18 protein-coding genes and 1 pseudogene are annotated in these 20,466 nt (G+C 30.8%); 2 read left to right on the forward strand and 17 right to left on the reverse strand.

Going from position 1 to position 20,466, the window contains the following annotated elements; genetic code table 11:
- Nucleotides 1–81 precede the first annotated feature (81 nt).
- Nucleotides 82–726: a redox-sensing transcriptional repressor Rex gene (locus tag TCEL_RS09550; protein ID WP_040684016.1), complete on the forward strand. Its 645-nt coding sequence runs from the start codon at nt 82–84 to the stop codon at nt 724–726.
- 10 nt (nt 727–736) lie between these two features.
- Here TCEL_RS09550 and TCEL_RS09555 read toward each other — a convergent pair whose 3' ends face one another.
- The 7 genes from TCEL_RS09555 to TCEL_RS12890 form a co-directional block, all read right to left on the reverse strand.
- Nucleotides 737–2,974 (reverse strand): ATP-binding protein, encoded by a 2,238-nt coding sequence (locus TCEL_RS09555; RefSeq protein ID WP_018663542.1) that lies wholly within the window; start codon nt 2,972–2,974, stop codon nt 737–739.
- A 357-nt stretch (nt 2,975–3,331) separates the two neighbouring features.
- Nucleotides 3,332–4,354 carry a tRNA (adenosine(37)-N6)-threonylcarbamoyltransferase complex transferase subunit TsaD gene (gene tsaD, locus TCEL_RS09560; RefSeq protein ID WP_018663544.1) on the reverse strand — a complete coding sequence of 341 codons (1,023 nt, stop codon included), beginning with the start codon at nt 4,352–4,354 and terminating at the stop codon, nt 3,332–3,334.
- A gap of 50 nt (nt 4,355–4,404) precedes the next feature.
- The gene (locus TCEL_RS09565) at nt 4,405–5,106 is read right to left on the reverse strand and encodes a hypothetical protein (RefSeq protein ID WP_018663546.1); all 702 of its coding nucleotides are present in this window, start codon (nt 5,104–5,106) and stop codon (nt 4,405–4,407) included.
- Between the two features lies 1 nt (nt 5,107).
- Nucleotides 5,108–5,491: a hypothetical protein gene (locus TCEL_RS09570; RefSeq protein ID WP_018663548.1), complete on the reverse strand. Its 384-nt coding sequence runs from the start codon at nt 5,489–5,491 to the stop codon at nt 5,108–5,110.
- A 211-nt stretch (nt 5,492–5,702) separates the two neighbouring features.
- Nucleotides 5,703–6,263, reverse strand: coding sequence for a glycerol-3-phosphate responsive antiterminator (locus tag TCEL_RS09575; protein WP_018663550.1), 561 nt, complete (start codon nt 6,261–6,263; stop codon nt 5,703–5,705).
- Nucleotides 6,264–6,343: 80 nt separating this feature from the next.
- Nucleotides 6,344–6,922 (reverse strand): HD domain-containing protein, encoded by a 579-nt coding sequence (locus tag TCEL_RS09580; protein WP_198010657.1) that lies wholly within the window; start codon nt 6,920–6,922, stop codon nt 6,344–6,346.
- A 94-nt stretch (nt 6,923–7,016) separates the two neighbouring features.
- Nucleotides 7,017–8,132 (reverse strand): NlpC/P60 family protein, encoded by a 1,116-nt coding sequence (locus TCEL_RS12890; protein ID WP_018663555.1) that lies wholly within the window; start codon nt 8,130–8,132, stop codon nt 7,017–7,019.
- Between the two features lie 101 nt (nt 8,133–8,233).
- Here TCEL_RS12890 and TCEL_RS09590 point away from each other — a divergent pair, with 101 nt between their 5' ends.
- Nucleotides 8,234–8,494 (forward strand): hypothetical protein, encoded by a 261-nt coding sequence (locus TCEL_RS09590; RefSeq protein ID WP_018663556.1) that lies wholly within the window; start codon nt 8,234–8,236, stop codon nt 8,492–8,494.
- 65 nt (nt 8,495–8,559) lie between these two features.
- Here the strand turns inward: TCEL_RS09590 and galE are convergent, their stop codons facing one another.
- The 10 genes and pseudogenes from galE to TCEL_RS09640 all read right to left on the reverse strand — a co-directional run.
- A complete protein-coding gene (gene galE / locus TCEL_RS09595; RefSeq protein ID WP_018663558.1) occupies nt 8,560–9,549 on the reverse strand; it encodes a UDP-glucose 4-epimerase GalE in 990 nt (329 codons plus the stop codon).
- 10 nt (nt 9,550–9,559) lie between these two features.
- Complete coding sequence (locus TCEL_RS09600; RefSeq protein ID WP_018663560.1) at nt 9,560–10,495, reverse strand: aldose epimerase family protein; 936 nt, start codon at nt 10,493–10,495, stop codon at nt 9,560–9,562.
- A gap of 4 nt (nt 10,496–10,499) precedes the next feature.
- Nucleotides 10,500–11,657: a galactokinase gene (locus TCEL_RS09605; RefSeq protein WP_018663562.1), complete on the reverse strand. Its 1,158-nt coding sequence runs from the start codon at nt 11,655–11,657 to the stop codon at nt 10,500–10,502.
- Between the two features lie 2 nt (nt 11,658–11,659).
- The gene (gene galT, locus TCEL_RS09610; protein WP_018663564.1) at nt 11,660–12,646 is read right to left on the reverse strand and encodes a galactose-1-phosphate uridylyltransferase; all 987 of its coding nucleotides are present in this window, start codon (nt 12,644–12,646) and stop codon (nt 11,660–11,662) included.
- 132 nt (nt 12,647–12,778) lie between these two features.
- Entirely contained in the window at nt 12,779–14,860 is a 2,082-nt protein-coding gene (locus tag TCEL_RS09615; RefSeq protein ID WP_018663566.1) for an alpha-galactosidase, read from the reverse strand.
- Nucleotides 14,861–16,807: a beta-galactosidase gene (locus tag TCEL_RS09620; protein ID WP_018663568.1), complete on the reverse strand. Its 1,947-nt coding sequence runs from the start codon at nt 16,805–16,807 to the stop codon at nt 14,861–14,863.
- 16 nt (nt 16,808–16,823) lie between these two features.
- Nucleotides 16,824–17,666, reverse strand: coding sequence for a carbohydrate ABC transporter permease (locus TCEL_RS09625; protein ID WP_018663570.1), 843 nt, complete (start codon nt 17,664–17,666; stop codon nt 16,824–16,826).
- The gene (locus tag TCEL_RS09630; protein WP_018663572.1) at nt 17,666–18,583 is read right to left on the reverse strand and encodes a carbohydrate ABC transporter permease; all 918 of its coding nucleotides are present in this window, start codon (nt 18,581–18,583) and stop codon (nt 17,666–17,668) included. Before TCEL_RS09630 ends, TCEL_RS09625 begins: the two co-directional genes overlap by 1 nt.
- Before the next feature lie 61 nt (nt 18,584–18,644).
- Nucleotides 18,645–19,925, reverse strand: coding sequence for an ABC transporter substrate-binding protein (locus TCEL_RS09635; protein WP_018663573.1), 1,281 nt, complete (start codon nt 19,923–19,925; stop codon nt 18,645–18,647).
- A gap of 312 nt (nt 19,926–20,237) precedes the next feature.
- Nucleotides 20,238–20,466, reverse strand: a pseudogene (locus TCEL_RS09640) (IS30 family transposase); the annotation flags it as partial.

Consider the following 20,466-nt stretch of genomic DNA (forward strand, 5'->3'; position numbering starts at 1 on the left):
ACTTTTTAGGTAATTGACATATTTTCATGCATATTATAACATATAAAGTAGGGGAAATTTCAAAGGATGGGAAGTGAGCTAATGGCTAAGGAAACTAAAATTTCAATGGCAGTTATCAGAAGATTGCCAAAATATCACAGATATTTAGGTGAACTTTTAAGAAAAGATATAGATAGAATATCATCTAAAGAACTTTCAGAAAGAATAGGGTTTACAGCTTCTCAAATTAGACAAGACCTAAACTGCTTTGGGGACTTCGGACAACAAGGATATGGCTATAATGTTAAAGACCTATATAATCAAATTGGAAAAATATTAGGACTAGATAAGGAGTATAAGACAGTTATAGTTGGTGCAGGTAACATTGGTCAAGCTGTGGCAAACTACAGCAAATTTGAAAGATTAGGTTTTCATCTTCAAGCAATATTTGATAAAAATCCTAAACTAATAGGAATAAAAATTAGAGACATTGAAGTTAAGGATGTAGAATATCTAGATACATACCTTAAGGAAAATCCTACAGATATCGGTATTATATGTGTTCCAAAGGAACAAGCTCAATCAATTGCTGATATAATGGTTAGAAACGGAATAAAGGGAATTTGGAATTTTGCTCCAACTGATTTGGTAGTACCAGATGATGTCATTGTTGAAAACGTTCATCTAAGTGAGAGCTTAATGATACTAAGCTATAGATTAAATGAATCTAATCTATTTAAAGAATAAAGTGGGCCTTTTAGCCCACTTTAATTTTACACACCTTTTGTATTACATCTCTTAGCTCTTCAATTGAAAAAGGTTTTTGAACTATTTCATCTACATGATTCTTTTCATCTTCACTCAAGTTTCCTAACCAACCTGTCATAAGTATAACTGGTATATTCTTTACTGACTTTATCCTTTCAGCTAATTCAATGCCTGTACAATTTGGCATTGCTAAATCACACATTACTGCATCATAATCTTTCTTATTGATAAATTCAAGTGCCTCTTCATCATCAACTACATATTCTGATATATGACCTAGATTTTTAAGCATCTCTGAAACTGCCTCTGCTACAGGCTCTTGATCATCTATTACTAATACTCTATGAGCTCTTCTTTCCTCTTTATTTTCACTTAAATATTCAATGCTCAAACCTGTTCCCTTAGCTGGCAATCTTATTTCAAATTCTGTTCCTTCATTTACCTTACTTACTACATCAATAGTACCATTCATCTCCTTAATTATTGAGTAAACAATAGAAAGCCCAAGTCCATTTCCACGTTCATTTTTAGTTGTAAAGAATGGCTCAAATATTTTTTCCTTAACTTCATCTGTCATTCCTATACCAGTATCTCTAATTTTAATTATAATATTGCCATTTTTATTATAAGAAACTATTTTTAATAATCCTCCATTTGGCATTGCATCTATAGCATTAGATATTATATTTACAAAAACCTCTCTTAATTCTGTAGCTGTACCTTCAACAAATCCCTTTGCTTTTAAATCCAACTTAACTTCTATACTCTTTTTACATATTTGAGACTCATATGTCCACTTAGGTTTTGTTATCTCCACAGACTGAATTATTATTCTGTTTATATCACAAAGTTCCTTTTCTTTATGTTTAGATTTTGAAAACTCCTGTATTCTCTTTACTATCTTTGCCCCATCCTTTGCACTTTCCTCAATAAGCTCAATATATCTATTAAGTATGGGATCATCTATATTATTTTTTAGTATCTGTATATAGCCTAATATTGGAGTTAATATATTATTAAACTCATGTGCAATACCACCTGTTAATTCACCTAATGCTTGCATCTTTCTTGCTTGTATTAAGCTATCCTGTATTTTTTTATATCTTCTAAATTCAGCCAACATCTTACCAATTGTTTGACAAACCATATATAAAAACTCTGAACTATCCTCAAATGAAAAGTATTTGTCTTGACTTGAAAGCCACATACATCCTAGTATATCATCATTAAACTTAATTGGTATTGTAATACAAGATAATATATTGTTTTTATCCATTATTTCCTTAGTAGTACCCTTAAGATCCCTAGCATTAAAAACTAAACAATTTAGTTTAGAAAATGTGACTTTAGGATCATATAATCCACTTAATAAGTGCTGTTTATAAGTATTTATAATATCCTCTGTAATGTTATAAGATATAATATGTTCAGAGTTAAAATCTTTAGGTACCTCATTATTATTAAAAAGAACAACAAATCCTCTATTTGCTGATATTGAGTTACATATTATACTTAATGCAGTTTCTAATATTTCACCCTCATCTTTTTTATAGGAAAGTTCACCTGATAGCTTGCTTATAAACTTATAAACTCTATTTTCTCTTAATATTTTTTCCCTCTTTTTTAAAAACTCTTGAACAATCCCTAAAGTTTCTTCTTTTGTAAAAAGTTCATCACCTGCTAGATGTACATATACTTCATCATTATTTTTGTAGATAAAGTTTGGATTTAAGTGAGTTATAGCAAAAAGAGCATCTACCCCAAATTTATCTATGTTATAACAACTTATAGCCGAAACTGGATATTTATCAAATATCTCATCAAGTTGCTTTTCATAATTATATAGAAACTGCTCATCATAGTCACTATGGCAGAAGGACTCTCTATCTGAAATAACAGCTATACCATCATATCCATCTTCTAAAGCTTCATTGGTTAATCTAACTATATTATCAAAGGCAGAGTTGATGCTATTATTTGAAAAGAACATCTTTGACGATTGAATTGTTAATTTGTTATTTGCCATTAACTCTATCAAATCAAGATTGACTTGCTTTAAATAAAAATCTAAATTTACTAAAACATCTCTATCTACAAAATAATAACACTTTCTATTGTTTTTTAATCCCCATGAAATATATGCTGCTATTATATCATATCCATAATCATCATCGGTGTTAATCAGGGTATACCTAACACCTCTTTGGAAGTATTTATCATAATCCATTAGACTTCCCCCTAAATCAACACAAAAGTTCAAACGTTCACATGAATTAACTTAATTATATAATAAAACAAATTTTTCTAAATGAAAAGATTTTTTTACATTTTTCATCTTCTTTTTTGATTTTTCTTCAATTATCTATTTCTTTATTAAATATTTCTTTAGTTTATATACATTGTTTAATTGTTAAAATCAAGATATCTAATATTAAATATCTTTATTTTTTTCAAAAAATTAAGTTATATCCACATTGTCCACAAATTTATCCACATATTATATAGGTTAATTTGTGTATATTTCAATAGTTTATCCACTTTGTCCACATGTATAATGTTAACATATCCAAAATATCCACATTTTCTACAATCTTTGCCCAATTTTTAATGAAGGGTATGCATTTAACCCTAAATTCGACACTATGCCACTTTTATAATTATAATATCCTGCTGCTGCAATCATTGCTGCATTATCTGTACATAAACTTACAGGTGGATAGTAAAACTTTATACCTCTTTTTTCACATTCATTAGACATTTCTAGTTTTAATTTTGAATTAGCAGCTACTCCACCTGCAAGGCATATCTTATTCATGTTATATTTTTGAGCTGCTTTTACTGTTTTTTCAACAAGTATCTCTACAACTGCTCTTTGGAAACTTGCTGCTACATCCTCTCTTTTTATCTCCTTACCTGTCATATTCATTTTATTTAAATAATTTAAAACAGCAGACTTTAGTCCGCTAAATGAAAAATCAAAACTGCCATCTTCTAGATATGCCTTTGGAAAATCAACTGCATATTCATTTCCCTCTTTTGCTATTCTATCAATTAATGGACCTCCTGGATAACCAAGTCCTAAAGCTCTTGCTACTTTATCATATGCCTCTCCAGCAGCATCATCCCTTGTTCTACCAAGCACTTCAAATTCAGTGTAATCCTTAACCAAAACAAGATGTGTATGGCCGCCTGATACAACAAGGCATAAATATGGAGGCTCTAGATCCTTATGTGCTATGTAGTTTGCTGCAATATGGCCCTCAATATGATTTACACCAACAAAGGGCTTATTAAGTGAAAGAGCCAATCCCTTTGCATAGGACAATCCAACTAAAAGTGCACCTACAAGACCTGGGCCATAAGTTGCAGCAACTAAATCAATATCACTTAAGCTTATTTTTGCCTCTTCTAAAGCCTCTTTTACTACATTACTAATAACCTCAACATGTTTTCTTGATGCAACCTCAGGTACTACTCCTCCAAATTTTTTGTGTATATCAACCTGTGAAGATATTATATTTGATAAAACCTCTCTTCCATTTTTTATAACAGCACATGATGTTTCATCACAACTTGATTCTATACCAATTACTATAAAATCCTTCATTTGTATCTCCCCTTATACATATTCATTTTAATTATACCCCAAAAAACTGTTTATACAACCTTTATTTTATGTGGAACATAAAATACATCTACCCAAAGATTTATAAGAAAGTCAACAATACAGCATTTAAATTTGTTTTTTGTTATATAATTTATTTCATTTATTATCTCCCCTTCAGTTTTATCTCCCATATCACAAGTTACCAGTAAAGGTGTATCTATTATTTCTGCCTCAACCTCATTTACCTGTAGAGGATCAAATAAGTTTATACACAAGCCATCCGTTTCAGCATAAAATAGTGAGTTTTGGTTCATAGTCAACAATCCATTTATCCTTTGAAAACTAAGCCAAGTATCGTGTGCCCACTTTAATTTTAAAATAACTTTATCTCCCCTTATTAAATATTTAATAAAATTTAGTATCAATTTACTTCTACACTTTATTGACACTGTTAGCATAACCTTTTGAATTGCTTCAGAATCTCTGTAGAATATAGTAACATTTTCTGCAGTTTTTAAATTTTTAATTGATACATAAACATTTATATATCTTCTAAACATTCTTAGTAGGATTTGGTCTAATAGATATGATAGAATTGCCATATCTCCTGCTATCAAAGCTGTATCTTTAAAACCATTTGTAAAGGTAAATAGTCTAAGAATACTAAACCCCTTAACATATACTAAATATATTACTAATAATTTAGACATCAATGCTTGAAAAGATAAATTTTTTAGTATCTTACTAATCATATTAATCATCCCCTAATAACAAAGGAACAAATTCATCAATCAGCTCAAGATCAATATCCTGCATAGAAACTACACCACAATATGATATCTCAACATAATTGTCTATTGAAGTACACCTAATCTTTAAAACATCCCCTTCTTCTGTTAATACACTTTCAACATCGTAACCATAATCTTTAATATACCTGCTTATTTTATCAAATAGGTAGTTATTAATAATAAGGCTTCTTGCCTTAATCTTTTTTAAAACATTTGCCTTCAAGCAATTTGCACATTCATTCAATTCTAAACCAATTATCCCATACTTATCATAAATGATATTTTCATAATTATACTCAAGGTCTTTGTTATCACAAGGTTTTTGTAAAAGTCTTATACAATACATAATATCCCCCTTAACCATTATATGCTCACATTTAAAATTCCGTTCGACATTTTACATCATTTTTTTACAAAAAATTAATACACAAAATTAATAATTTGTGTTATTATAATTATGCGGCAACAAACAAACCCCAACCCATTTACCCATTCCCGGGATCCCCCCCGGGCTTTTTTTATGTCAAAAAAAGTGGTGTCAAAATGACACCACTTTCTTATTCATTCCATAATTCCCTTGTAGATGTCGAAATAGCAAGAGCTCCATTGGATAATGCACTTATAATATCAAATTTATCACACATTAATCCTCCAACGATAATTGGTATATGTACCTGTTCATGTATTCTACCTATTACTTTGCTTGCTAAACCGGGCATTATCTCAACTGCATGGGGTTTATCTTCAATTATACTTTTTATTCCTGTTTCTAATGATCGCGAATCTATCATAAAGAGCCTCTGTATTGAAATTAATCCTTCGTTTTTTATAGCCTTTATCAAAGTTGGTTTTGTTGTTATTATTCCATCCACACCAATTTTACCTAAAAACTTTACAGCCTCTTCATCCTTACCTAAACCATTAATTAGGTCGATATGTACAAATACTCTCCTTCCATTTCTCTTTAACTTATCAACATATTCTTTTATATTTAATATACTTCCAAATAGCATAAATATAACCTTAACATCTGTTTTAAGTACGTATTCTATGTCACTATCATCTTTAACAGCTGCTATTATTGGATTTTCCTCCAAACACTCAATTATCCCCCTCATATACATCCTCCTAATAATTTAAAAAATCATCCCTTGAATGTTAATTTTATCCACATATGTTAATAAGTTTGTGGATAAAATTACCTGAATAGTAAATTTACTTTATATTCAAGTTCTTTATACATAGGATAATTATTTAAGTCTTTAAAGACCTTTAAAATTTCAGTATAGTACCATTTTTGATCATCATATCCAGCATTAAACATAGTCCATAAGTTGTCCTTCATCATCTTATAATCCTCTATCATGCTTCTTACATTACTTAACTTATCTGCACACGAAAGCATCTTTACATCTAGATCTGATATCTTCAATTTATCAATTGATTCCTGTTTCCTGACTCTCCACGTATTTATTTTTTCACTTCTTGTGAGAGTTCTGTTTATTGAAATCTTTTCTTGTTCTGATACAGCTAAAACAATGTTAACAACCCTCTTTGAAAAATTAGCTTTTATTAACTTTAAAAGCTCTGCTCTCCCACTTGTTATATCCTCTAGTGTATCATGCAAAAGACCTGCAGTTATTAAATCTTCATCTGCACCATTTTCAAGTAATATTACAGCAACCTCTATAGGATGAATTATATATGGTGCATTAGAACCCTTTCTTTTTTGATTTTTATGTACATCCCAAGCTATTTTAAGAGCTAAACTATTCATATCCCCACCACCAAAATCTTTTATTTTATTATATACCATTTTTTAGAAAAATAACACCTGCTATTTTTAGCAGGCTAAAATTTTTATTCTATGGCTATATATTCATTAATTTTAAGCTATATTTGAATTTATACATTAAATCTTTAGAATAAATCTTTATCTTTAGCATTTTACTTTCTTGTATATTAAAAACAGCTTCATTTAATTTATCAACGTTCATCTTTAGTATATTTCCATCTTCACAATACAGTTCAATCAAAATAGGTTTTTCACTTTCAATTTTTAGTTTATACTCTCCTTCCTTTAACCTAACTGAATATATATCTACATCGCCTGCATAGTCTATATATCCTTTATATTCTTCATCTAATACAATATTAGTAGCTAAATAATCGAAGTTATTAAATTCATTTTCATCCTTAAAAAAGTCTATATCATCTTCTACTATCTTATTATATCTCATAGGAACATATGTACCGTTATCAATATATTTTTTTATCTCAGAATAGCTTCTATAACTTATAGTTGTTCTATCAAAGACTTCATTTTTTCCGGTTGTTGCCTCCATTACAATAATGCCCTTCTTATCTGCTGATTCCTTAAGATAAATAAACACATGATATTTTTCATGATTTATTATATCCATAGGTTTTAAATCCTCAAATTTTATTGGATGAAAATAATCCCCAAGCGTCTGGGTAGATATCTTTATAGGAATTTTAAATACAGCCCCAACAAAGCCAGAACAGTCAAGTCCAGCAGTTAATTGTTTATATCCTCCATTTGTATTGATATTGCCTGCTATTAGTCCCTTATCTAGTGCATCTTTAAAATTTTTAATTTGTGGTTGATTGCTCATATCAAGTGATATATATCCTCCCCAGCAATAGGGTATTCCACTTGTTAGTTCACCATCCTTTAAGTGTCTAGGCATTGTAATTTCATTGTTATCTACAACACCATTTTTAGATGCATCGTATTTCCACACAAAATTTATCATTTCCATTCCTCGTTTAAATGCTTCGCTTCTTTTTATTTTTGATATTTTTATTTCATTTTGAGGAGGTTTCTTGGGCTCCTTTGATAAATAGATTATTAAAATTAATATAAAAGCAATAAGCATTATAAGTAAATATACATATAGCAAACATCCCAAGGGTGATTTTATTCTATTAAACTTTCTGTATCTTTTAATACATATCCCCCTCAAAGTAATCCTCCTAAAAAATACTTCAATATAAATAAATATTTAAAGAATTTTTGTTTTATGTTCCAAAATTTAATAGTATAATTGAATAAAGGAGGGATACAATGCAATATATTATTTTCCCATTATGTATATTAATTGGTGCTGCATTCTCTTTTGTACTGTGGAAGATATTTAAATCAATTAAAATTTCATTTATTACTTCTATTGTAATTGTTCTATTTGGGGTATTTTTAATCATAAAGGCAAAAACACAGCCATCAGAAGGAATGAAGGATTTAGCCTATGTGTTAAATGCAATACTTCTTTTTTCAATTACAATAGGTATGTGGATACATCAGATAATAATAAAAATAAAGAAATAAATTTAGAAACTATAAGCCCCATGAATATATTTAAACATTCATGGGGCTTTGTTTTTTTAAGACAATTACTTATCGCCATATCCATTTGGATGATTCTTATGCCATCTCCAAGCAGTTTCTATTATCTTTTTAATATCTGTAAACTTAGGATTCCAATTTAATTCACGCTTAATTTTATCTGAACTTGCAATTAATACAGCTGGATCTCCTGCTCTTCTTGGTGCTATCTCCTTCTTTATATTAATTCCTGTAACTTCCTCTGCTGCCTCTATTATCTCCTTTACTGTAAAACCATTTCCATTTCCTAAATTATACACATTCGAATCTCTTCCTTCATATAGTGCCTCAAGAGCAAGTATATGTGCCTCTGCTAAATCATTTACATGAATATAGTCTCTTACACATGTTCCATCTTTAGTGTTGTAATCATCTCCAAATATTTTTATACTTTCCCTCTTTCCAAGACAAGTTTGAAGAACAAGTGGAATTAAGTGTGTTTCTGGGCTGTGGTCCTCACCTATATCACCTTCAACATCTGCACCACAGGCATTAAAATATCTTAAAGCTATATATTTTAAACCATAGGATCTTGAATAATCCTCCATTGCATTTTCCATAATAAGCTTGGTTTTACCATAAACATTTGTTGGATTTTTTGAAATATCCTCTGTTATTGGAACCCTTTCTGGTTCTCCATAAACTGCCGCTGTAGATGAAAATACAAGCTTTTTAACATTATTTTTAAGCATTACATCAAGTAGATTCAATGTTCCCTGTACGTTGTTATAGTAGTACATTTGAGGCTTTTCCATTGACTCTCCAACTAGGCTATAGGCTGCAAAGTGAACAACTGAGTCAATATTATAATTTTTTATTGTCCACTCAAGCTTTTCGCTGTCAAATATGTCTCCCTCAACAAAATTAGGGCATTTAACTGCAGCTCTGTGACCTTTAACTAAGTTGTCATATACTACTACGTTTTTGCCCATTTTATTTAGCATTTTAACAGTATGGGAACCAATATAACCTGCTCCACCAGTTACTAAAATATTCATGAAACCCCTCCTAAACTAATTCTTCAAGAACAATATCAAGATACCAAGTTTCTTCTTCATTTACACCTAATGGTTTTATTTTACCATATTCCTTAGCTATTTCAACAGAATCATAAAAAGCATTTGAAGGCTCAAGTGCACAATTATATTCTCCCTTAAATCCACCTTCATTTATCCAAACTCCTAGGTATGGTATTTTATCTTTGGGGAATAATAATTTATACAGTAGCTTATTTTTATTTAAGGTTAATCCCGCTTCCCCCTTCTTAATCTCTCCATATACATAAAACTTTTCTGTCTTTTCAAGGGTTCTAGGTCCAATTCTATCAACCCTAACTTTTTTGCCTATCACATCATAAGTTTCAGGGAATAGATGTATATTCCCTACATCTCCATAAACACTACTTTTATGGACATTCATTACTTTTTCTGCATCTAATAATATTTTGCTTTCATCATCACATGCAACAAGTCCATGGAATGCCCAAAGTCCATATAGCTGACAAGTACCAGTATTTTTTACTTTATAGTTTAATCTAATAATGTTTTTATCTAATTTTATTCTTCTTTCAAATTCATATTTGAAATTAACCCCTGAAACACTACATACTATTTCATCATTTATAACTTCAACTTTCCATGGTATACTCCAAAGCTCTCCATGATCAGGCATTTTTCGGTCATAGCCATCATAAGGATAAACACACTCATCTATCGTTGGATACATCTCATCTATTCCTGACGTATCATATTTTTCAAATTTATCACCGTACTCAGCAAGGGTATATCTATTTAATGTTGGCTGAGCTAATACCTCAAAATTTTGAGGCTTGTATATTAATGATGCTATCTTTGCACCTAACTTTGGAAGAATAATTAAACTTATATATTCATTTTCAACCTTTATACCATCTAACCCTTTATAAAAAACGTTTTCTATTTTCATAAAGCTAGCACCTTCCCATATATTTTACTCCATCACCTATTTTGCTTACATAGAATGCAGCTTCAATGCCTGTCTTTTCTTTATAGTTCTTTGATACTTCTTTTATAAATTCATCAACAACTTCATTTTTTACAACAGCAATAGCACAACCTCCAAAACCTGCACCTGTCATTCTAGCTCCAAGACATCCTTTAACCTTAAGAGCTTCTTCAACTATTGTATCAAGATGAAGACCTGTTACTTCATAATCATCTTTAAGTGATTTATGGGATTCAATAAGAAGTTTAGAAAATGCTTCTATATCTCCCTCTCTTAATACCCTAACCGCATCTTTAACCCTTATATTTTCTGTTATTGCATGTCTTGCTCTCTTTTTAATTACTTCATCCTCTATATAATCTAAATCTTTTACATCTGCTTGACATAGATTTTCAACTTCCCTATGAGTTCTTATGATCTCTAGAGCTTTGTCACATTCTGCCCTTCTTTCATTGTATTTTGATTCGCTAAGTTCTCTTCTTTTGTTTGTATTCATTATAACTAGGCTAGCATCTTTTAGATCAAATGGAACATATTCATAATATAAACTTGCGCAGTCTAGGAGTATTGCATTATTTTCCCTTCCAAGAGCAACTGCAAACTGATCCATAATACCACAGTTTACTCCTACAAATTTATTTTCAACCTCTTGGCACATCTTTGCGATTTCCACTCTATCTACATCTTCACCTTTATTTTTATGAAGAAGTATATATGCAGTTAAAACTTCTATTGCTGCAGAAGATGAAAGCCCTGCCCCATCTGGAAGATTACTATAAAATAAAATGTCAAGACCATTAACATTATAGCCTAATTCTTTTATCTTCTTTATTACACCCTTTGGATAGTTTCCCCAGTCATCCTTTTCATCGTATCTTATATCTTCCTGTAAGTTTACTATTATTTCGCCACTTGCATTTTTAGACCTTAATCTAATTATATTATCCTCTCTTTCTCTAACCATACCATAAATACCTATTGTTAAAGCACCTGGAAATACATAACCACCATTATAATCTATGTGTTCACCTATTAAATTTACTCTTCCTGGTGAAAAGTAAACTTCAACCTCACCTTCACCGTATTCTTGTATAAACATATCCTTTAGTACATTTAATTCCATAATTATCCCCCTATCTTTGATAAATATTTTTTTAATGCCTCTCTTAACTGTTCTGATGTCTGTTCGACTGCAAGTGTATTACATGCAGCCCATGCACCCATTTCGGATGAAGCATAGTACTTTATTCTATTTGCATCTCTAAGCGGTGGATAAAATTCTATATGGAAGTGATAGTAATCTTTACTATCCTTATATTCCTCACAGTTTACTGGTGTTTGGTGTATACACATCATATATGGGAATAGCCTATCAAATAGAGAATCAAAAGCCCCTGTTATTTTCTTTAATATATCTGCTAAATCCCATTTTTCCTTATCTGTAAACTCTGTAAAATTCCCCTTATGTGCCTTACTTACTATAAACACTCCATAGGGATAATCTGTAAAGAAGGGAATATAGGCAATAAAACTTTCGTTTTCGTATATTACCCTCTTTTCAAAATCCTTTTCCTCTCTGTTCATTCTACAAATCATGCATTCTTTGTGCTCACTATAGTATTCTTTACACGAATCAAGTTCAACTTTAACTTTAAGAGGAACAAAGGAATATCCATATATTTGGCCATGAGGGTGCGGCATTGTTACTCCTACTTCTTCTCCTCTATTTTCAAATTCAAATATATACTTTATTTTTTCATCCTTTGACAGCTCCTCAAACCTTTCAGTCCAAAGATTAACCAACTTATATATATGGGAAACTTCAAGTTCTGGCAGTGTCTTTGTATGCTCTGGAGAATATAGTATAACTTCACATTTTCCATAGTTTTGAGCTACTTTATATAAATCATTTCCCTCAACATCAGGCTCTCCTGGTGTTTGAGTTAGAGCAGGAAAATCATTATCATACTTATATACATCATAATTGTCTGGAACTCTGCCAGAGCCTGGGCAAAATGGACACCAATCCTTAGGCATATTTGGTCTTTGTTGTCTGTTTGATGCAACCATTGTCCACGTCTTTAAAAGTGGGTTCCATCTAAGTTCTGCCATAACTATTCCTCCTTATAGAAAACCTTTTCTATAATCATTATATAACAACAGAACAAAAAAATAAATATAAATTTTCAAAAAATTAAAAAAGAGCTATGAATTTTTTCATAGCTCAAATGGTATTTTATGGTTTTATTCACATTTCACATGGGTGGCACTTGAGGAGTAGTCTCCCTTAAGTTCTAACTCTATACCGTAATTCATAAGGTATGCACCTGATTTATAATATACTTTTTCCTCAGTTGTTACTTTATATCTCTTATCTGATTCTAATCCCTTTAACTTAATTCTAAATTTGGATTTTGAATAGTTTTGCCTTGGTAAAAAGGTAAAGACTACAGATTCATCTTCTAAAACATATTGAACAGAATGTATTTCATCATTTTGTATTGAATTTAATCTATATAAATCCCCAAATTGAACAATATGCCTTATTTTTTTATACTCTTCAATCATCTTTTTTGCGATATTCTTCTCTTCTTCTGTCCATTTGTTTATGTCTCCACCTATACCTAAAGTACCCATCATAGCACAGTGAAATCTAAACTTTAAAGGTATTGTTCTGTTTGTTAAAAAGTTAGGACAATCTGTAACCCAAGATCTCATTGCAATAGCAGGATATATAAGGCTATATGCTTCTTGTATTTTAAGCCTATCAAAGGCATCAGTATTATCACTTGTCCAATATTGATCAAAATACCTTATTGAACCTAAATCAACCCTTCCTCCACCTGAAGCACAAGCCTCAAAATGAACATTAGGATATTTTTCTCTCAACCTTTTTACAATATCAAAAACTGCCTCTGTATGTTTTACCCATATGCTCCTTCTATTATCTAAATTTAAAGCTCCTGCTTCTGAAAAAGGTCTATTCATATCCCATTTTATAAAGCTAATGTCATTTTCACTTAAAAGTTTATCTAAAAAACCATATACATAGTCTTGAACTTCCTTTAAAGTCATATTAAGTACAAGTTGGTTTCTTGAAGTAGTGCATTTTCTATTTTTAAATTGATACACCCATTCAGGATGCTTCCTATAAAGATCACTATCAGGATTTACCATTTCAGGTTCAACCCAAATTCCAAAATCCATTCCCAATGCCTTAACCTCATCTATTAGAGGTTTTAATCCTTTAGGGAATTTTTCTTTGTTTACATACCAATCTCCAAGCCCTGCTCTGTCACTATTTCTTTCTCCAAACCAGCCATCATCAATAACAAATAATTCACATCCTAATTCCTTTGCCCTCTTGGCAAGTTCAATTTGGTGTTCACATTTTACATCAAATAAGGTTGCCTCCCATGAATTGTATAGAACTGGACGAATATTTTTATTATAGTTCTTAGGCATTATATTGTTTCTTATAAATCTATGAAGCCTTCTTGACATATCTGAAAATCCATTTTTGGTATATCCAAAATATACCGTTGGGGATTTAAATCTTTCTCCCTTTTTTAATGTAATGCAAGAGTCAAAATCATTTATTCCTGCTAAAATTCTAGTATGTCCATATGGCATTCCTTCAGCAACTATTTTAAAATTACCACTGTATTCTAATACTCCAAAATAAACTTCACCTTTATCCTCTGTTGCATCCCTTTCTAAAATAAAATAAGGATTATTGCTGTGGCCTGTATTACCCTTTCTGCTCTCTAACACAACTTTGCTATAATTTATAGGTTGTCTAAATCTTAATCCTTCTGATCCCCAATGACCTCCTACATTGTGTATGAAAAATCCCAATCCTTCTAAATTAAGTTCAAAGGAAAATATTTTTTCAATATCTATTCTATCTTCTCCAATATTTTTAACCTCTACATTTCTAGCTATTATGTCTTCATCTTCAAATATAATATATCTAAGTACGACTTCCAATTTATAAAAATCATCCTGAAGATATACTTCGACTTGATTATCCTTTAATATTATATTTTTAAATTTTAAAACCAAATCTCTAGTACCGTCCTCAAATTCTACCTTTAAACATGTTTCTTTATACCTAAGCCTTCCGTGATATGAAAATTCTTCTTTTGCTACATCATAAATTGAATCATTGGAGGAGACTTCTTTTATCTCCTCCAAGCTAAAATCCTCAAGAGGAATTATATCTCCAAAATGTACATGTCTTAAAAATTCATCCTCTATTTTAAAAACATATTGCATGTTTTTTGTATAAATGCCTATATAATCATTAAACCTTTTTACCCCCATCTATTTCACCTCAATAATTCTGCTATCATATGGCATAAGTTTTATACCTAAAACATCATGTTCCTCCTCAGTATGATTCATAATAAATAGATATTTCTTATCATCATAGTATCTTGAATATACTTCTACTCCAAAAGGTGTTTCAAAATGCTCTATACTTTTTTCCATTATTATTTCTTTTGCTAAAGAAGACAATACATCACTATCTACTGAAGAACCAATATAGTAAACCTTACCTTCTCCAAATCTATTTACCGTTATGCAGGCCTTGTTTTTGTAGAATTTATCTTCATATGTATAAATAACTTCTGCTCCCTTAGAATTGATCATTTCCCTCATAACACAACATTTTGTTCTTCCATATTTTCCATCTGCATAGGCAAATTGCCCCTCTTGAAGTGATTCTATCTCCTCAACTTCAATACCTGTAAGTTGATTTAAATTGCAAGGCATTATCTTTCCAAGATATAGATTGTTATTTCTATCTTTTATTGATGTTCTATAGGTTAATACAACTATTCCGCCTTTTTTAGTAAACTCTTCAAGTTTATTTTTAAGATCTTCATCAACAATCATCATAACTGGAAGTACAACAACTTTATATTCACTAAAATCATCCTTTGCATCAATTACATCAATATGGGTGTTATACTTATAGAAGGCTGTATAAATCTTTAACATCTCCTCTTTAAAGTTAAAGGCAGTGCTTTGAGGCTGTATCTTCCATGCCCATATATTATCATAATCGTATAAAAAGGCTATTTCAGACTTTATAGGGCTTTGTAAAAGGTCTTTATATTTCTTTACATCGCTAAAGAACTCCTTTACCTCTTTATATTTTCTTCCTTCTTTATTATCTTGATCTATTATACCCAAGCAAAACTCCTCAGTTCCAAAGGTTGCTGTTCTATACCTAAAGAAAAGTATAGACTGTGCGCCATGGGCTACCGCCTGATACGCCCACATTTTTGCTTGATTTGGCCTTGGAAGATATCCTATTATTGTATGGCCTTGTGCCCCCATTAGCTCTTCAACAATCCAGAAGTTTTTTCTCTTTAATCCTCTTATAAAATCTAAATCCATCGCAATATTTGCTGGTGTTATTGGTTCCTTTAATCCACCCCAAACTGGGTAGTTATCATATGATGCAAAATCCATATGTTTTACCATTTCTTTATGGTCAAAATTCTTATCAAAATATCCACCAGCAATATTTGTTGTAATAACTGCATTATTACCTAATACTTCTCTTAAAATATCCACCTGAAGCTTTGCATATTCATTAATAGATTTTGACATAAACCTTCTATAATCAAGCTGCATTGAAGGATTGTGATGGGTTATTGTTTTAAGTGGAAGGGGTATTTCATCAAAACTGTTATATGTTTGACTCCAAAATACTGTCCCCCAAGTTTTATTTAAATTTTCAATTTCTCCATATTTATCCTTTAAGAATTTTCTAAACCCTTCTTTGCACGTATCACAAAAACATATATCACTGCCCTCATGTCCAAACTCATTATCTATTTGCCATGCTATTATAGAATCTTCATTTTTATAATGTTCTGCTAGTTTTGTTACAATTTTTCTCGTATATTCCCTATAAACTTCACTATTATAGCAGTACATTCTTCTACCGCCAAAACTTCTTGGCATTAAATTTTCATCCCTTTGAAGTATTTCAGGATATTTATTTATAAGCCAAGCTGGTGGAGTTGCAGTAGGAGTACCAAATATAACCTTTATACCCCTTTTTTTAAGTTTCTCTATAACCATGTCAAAAAAGGAAAAATCATATTCTCCTTCTCTCTTTTCCATAATATGCCACGCAAATTCACCGATTCTAACTACTTCAACACCTAAATCAACCAATCTGTCCATATCGCTGTCCATCATTTCAATTGGCCAATGTTCTGGATAATAATCAACTCCAAAGAAGCTTTTCATTATTTAACCTCCTTAATTAACCTTTTACTGCACCACCTAATACTCCTTTTATAAACTGCTTTTGGAATATTAAGAATACTATCATTATAGGTAGCGTTGCAATTGTAGTACCTAACATTATTTCTCCATAATCTATTCTTGACATACCATTTAAAGTTGAAAGTGCTATAGGTAAAGTATACATATTTTTAGTTCTAAGTACTATTAATGGCCACATAAAGTTATTCCATTGATTCATGAACATATAAATTGCTAATGCACCTAGAGCTGGGCGCATTGTAGGAAGTACAATCTTGAAGAATATTGAAAATTCACCATAACCATCTATTCTTGCTGCTTCTATAACCGAGTCGGGAAATGAAAGCATATTCTGTCTCATTAAAAATATTCCAAAAGCATTTGCTAGCGTTGGAATTAATACTGCCTTATAGGTATTGATCCAACCAAATTTATTCATCATGTCAAATAGAGGAACTAATAATACTTGGTTTGGTATCATAATAGTTGCAAGAACAATAGCAAAAAATATTTTTTTACCTTTAAAATTAAATTTTGCAAAAGCATATCCAGCCATAGAAGATAATAATACAGTTAAAATGGTATAAACAACTGCTATAAACAAAGAATTAAAGAATACTCTTAATATACCTATATCATCATTAAGTTTTTTAAAGTTATTTATCAAATTACTTCCAATATTAAGCTTTGGTGGTAAGCTTAATATTTCTCCTGATGTATGAGTAGATGAAACAAACATTAAGTAGAATGGAAAAAATGATATTACTACACCTATTATTAAAACTATGTATACTAAAATCTGAGTTAGTATTCCAGCTTCATTTGGTTTTCTTTTTAACATTATTCATCACCACCTGCAAATTTAAATTGAATAAGTGATAACACTGCTATTATAATAACTAGTACATAGCTCATGGCAGCTGCATATCCAAATTTCATAAATCTAAACCCTGTATTATATAAGTAATGGGCAACTGAAATTGTAGCATTATCCGGACCACCCTTTGTTAAAATAAATGATTCATCAAATAATTGTAATGTACCTATTGTAGATGTTATAGCACAGAATAGTATAATAGGTTTCATTAAAGGTAATGTTACCTTAAAAAATCTTTGTACCGCATTAGCTCCATCTATATCACATGCTTCATATATTTCTTCTGAAATTCCCTGAAGACCAGCCAAAAGAATGATCATATTATAACCTGTCCATCTCCATGTCATAGCAATTATTATTGATAATTTTGAAGTAAACTCTCCATTTAGCCAATCTACCCTAGGTAATCCAAACTTACTTAATATGAAATTTATAAAACCAAAATCTGTATTTAAAAGCAATCTAAAAACTAGTGCATAGGCAACAAGAGCAGTTACAGCAGGCATGAAAAATGCCATTCTAAAAAAACCCTTATACTTTAAAAATTGACTATTTATCATAACCGCCAATATAAGAGCAAGTAATATCATTATAGGAACCTGTATAATTAAATACCAAAAATTATTTTTTAGTGCCTGTAGAAATATATCATCTTTAAAAAGTAATATGTAATTATCAAAACCAACAAACTTATAATGACCTGCATCAAACTTTTGAAAACTTAATATAAATGATCTTATAATAGGATAAACCATAAACACACAAAATAAAACCATTATAGGTGCTATAAAATAATACCCAGCATTTTTAGGATTAGGTTTAATCTTATCTAAAAAGCTTCGTTTTTGTACAGGTTTATGAAGTTGTAATTGAGTATTCATACACACCCTCTCCTTTATTAAAGTATCCAGCCACTATGGCTGGATACTTTTAATTAATTTATTATTTTATCCTTTCTTCTACTTGTTTTTGCAACTCATCCATAGTTGTCTTAAGATCTGCACCCTTTAAAGTTGTCTTTGCCATAGCATTTACTACTAACTCTTTTGTTTCTGCAAAATGATTTGTAAAGTTTATTGGTGGTATTTCTTTAGCTACATCGGCAAATAGCTTCCAAATTTTTTGGTTTGCAAAAAACTCACTTGGCTCATCAAATACACTTTCACTGTATAATGGAGTATATGATGGGAATAAACCATATTGTTTAAACATTGTTAATTGAGTTTCTTTATCTGTCATAGCAAACTTAGCAAAATCAATAGCTATATCCTTATTTTTTGATGCATTTGTAACCATTAAATTAGAACCACCAAGACATGCAGCTGTATTGCCACCTTTTTCAAAGGCTGGCATTCTCATTATTCCCCATTTTCCCTTAAGCTCTGGCATTTGATCCATTATTGAACCTACATACCAAACTCCAAATGGAACTGAAGCAATTGTTCCATTTTTTGTTGCAGTAATTAATGAGTCCCAAGAATCATTGTTATATACTAAACCTTCATCATACATTTTCTTAATTAATCCCATTGCCTTAAGGGATGCTTCTGAATTAAGTACAGGCTTACCATCCTTATCAAAATAGAAAGTTCCTAATTGGTTAAGTAGCTCTCTGTATATACCATCATCTGTTCCTACTGAAATTGGAATCATCTTTTGTCCTGTTGCTTTAACTACCTTTTTACCTGCTTCTATGTAATCATCCCATGTCTTTATTTCTTCTGGTTTTACTCCTGCTTTTTCAAAAATATCTATTCTATAGAACATAGCTGATGGAGCTGCATCCCATGGGAAACCATATATTTTACCATCTACTGTCAAATTTTCAATCTTACTATTTAAAAAGTTACCTTTTTCACTTGAAATAGCATCAGTTACATCTGCAAAAGCTTGAGGAAATTTACTTATGAATGATTTAAAATGATCATCTTCAATTGAAACAACATCTGGTAAACCTTCGTTTGATGCAAATCCAACCGTAAGTTTGTCATATACATCATTTGTTCCCATTTCCACTACTTCAATTTCAACATTTGGGTGGTTCTTTTTATAGTTTTCAGCTGCAACCTTTAATGATTTTGCTGCTGTTGACCAGCTCCATACAGTAATTTTTGTAGGTTGATTAGCTGGTGCTGATGTTTGTTGATTTTTTTTACCACATGACGCAAAGGAAAAGGTCATTGCTACTACTAAAGCAGCAGATAAAAACTTCTTTAACTTCATATGAATCCCCCTTACATTATAGTTATCGTTTTCTAGAAATCGTTTTCTATAGTTACATTTATATTATATATTAAAAATTAAAAATTGTCTATAATTTCATGATTTTTAAATTGGTTCTTAAATTGCAATATTAAATGCAACACCCCTGTGAAAAATCATGTAGAATAGGACTGACAATAGTCAAAATCAGCCTTAAGCCCATCTTAATAATAACAGGAGATGGAGTGCATGGGTTTGTCAAGGGCTGCGTAGCAGGCGGAGCTTTACCCTTGATAAACCACAAGCGACATCTATAATATTCAAAATATGGGATTAAGCAATCTTCGATAGTTCTTCATAAAAATATTTTTCTGGGGTTTTGTAATTTTAGCAATTTACGTGGCAACCTATTCATCCAATTTTGAATCCTTTGAATTGTATCAAAAGATAAGTCTTTGATGCTTTTACCCTTAGGGATAAAACGACGTATAAGACCATTATGACGTTCATTAGTACCCCTTTCGAAGGAAGAATAAGGGTGAGTATAGTATACCTCTATACC

It is taken from the genome of Thermobrachium celere DSM 8682, assembly GCF_000430995.1.
GTDB lineage: Bacteria > Bacillota > Clostridia > Clostridiales > Caloramatoraceae > Thermobrachium > Thermobrachium celere.

What these genes read in the sequence shown, in the direction of transcription:
- TCEL_RS09550 (WP_040684016.1), top strand. Translation starts at nt 82, where the DNA reads ATGGCTAAGGAAACTAAAATTTCAATGGCAGTTATCAGAAGATTGCCA.
- TCEL_RS09555 (WP_018663542.1), bottom strand. Translation starts at nt 2,974, where the DNA reads ATGGATTATGATAAATACTTCCAAAGAGGTGTTAGGTATACCCTGATT.
- tsaD (WP_018663544.1), bottom strand. Translation starts at nt 4,354, where the DNA reads ATGAAGGATTTTATAGTAATTGGTATAGAATCAAGTTGTGATGAAACA.
- TCEL_RS09565 (WP_018663546.1), bottom strand. Translation starts at nt 5,106, where the DNA reads ATGATTAGTAAGATACTAAAAAATTTATCTTTTCAAGCATTGATGTCT.
- TCEL_RS09570 (WP_018663548.1), bottom strand. Translation starts at nt 5,491, where the DNA reads ATGTATTGTATAAGACTTTTACAAAAACCTTGTGATAACAAAGACCTT.
- TCEL_RS09575 (WP_018663550.1), bottom strand. Translation starts at nt 6,263, where the DNA reads ATGAGGGGGATAATTGAGTGTTTGGAGGAAAATCCAATAATAGCAGCT.
- TCEL_RS09580 (WP_198010657.1), bottom strand. Translation starts at nt 6,922, where the DNA reads ATGAATAGTTTAGCTCTTAAAATAGCTTGGGATGTACATAAAAATCAA.
- TCEL_RS09590 (WP_018663556.1), top strand. Translation starts at nt 8,234, where the DNA reads ATGCAATATATTATTTTCCCATTATGTATATTAATTGGTGCTGCATTC.
- galE (WP_018663558.1), bottom strand. Translation starts at nt 9,549, where the DNA reads ATGAATATTTTAGTAACTGGTGGAGCAGGTTATATTGGTTCCCATACT.
- TCEL_RS09600 (WP_018663560.1), bottom strand. Translation starts at nt 10,495, where the DNA reads ATGAAAATAGAAAACGTTTTTTATAAAGGGTTAGATGGTATAAAGGTT.
- TCEL_RS09605 (WP_018663562.1), bottom strand. Translation starts at nt 11,657, where the DNA reads ATGGAATTAAATGTACTAAAGGATATGTTTATACAAGAATACGGTGAA.
- galT (WP_018663564.1), bottom strand. Translation starts at nt 12,646, where the DNA reads ATGGCAGAACTTAGATGGAACCCACTTTTAAAGACGTGGACAATGGTT.
- TCEL_RS09615 (WP_018663566.1), bottom strand. Translation starts at nt 14,860, where the DNA reads ATGGGGGTAAAAAGGTTTAATGATTATATAGGCATTTATACAAAAAAC.
- TCEL_RS09620 (WP_018663568.1), bottom strand. Translation starts at nt 16,807, where the DNA reads ATGAAAAGCTTCTTTGGAGTTGATTATTATCCAGAACATTGGCCAATT.
- TCEL_RS09625 (WP_018663570.1), bottom strand. Translation starts at nt 17,666, where the DNA reads ATGTTAAAAAGAAAACCAAATGAAGCTGGAATACTAACTCAGATTTTA.
- TCEL_RS09630 (WP_018663572.1), bottom strand. Translation starts at nt 18,583, where the DNA reads ATGAATACTCAATTACAACTTCATAAACCTGTACAAAAACGAAGCTTT.
- TCEL_RS09635 (WP_018663573.1), bottom strand. Translation starts at nt 19,925, where the DNA reads ATGAAGTTAAAGAAGTTTTTATCTGCTGCTTTAGTAGTAGCAATGACC.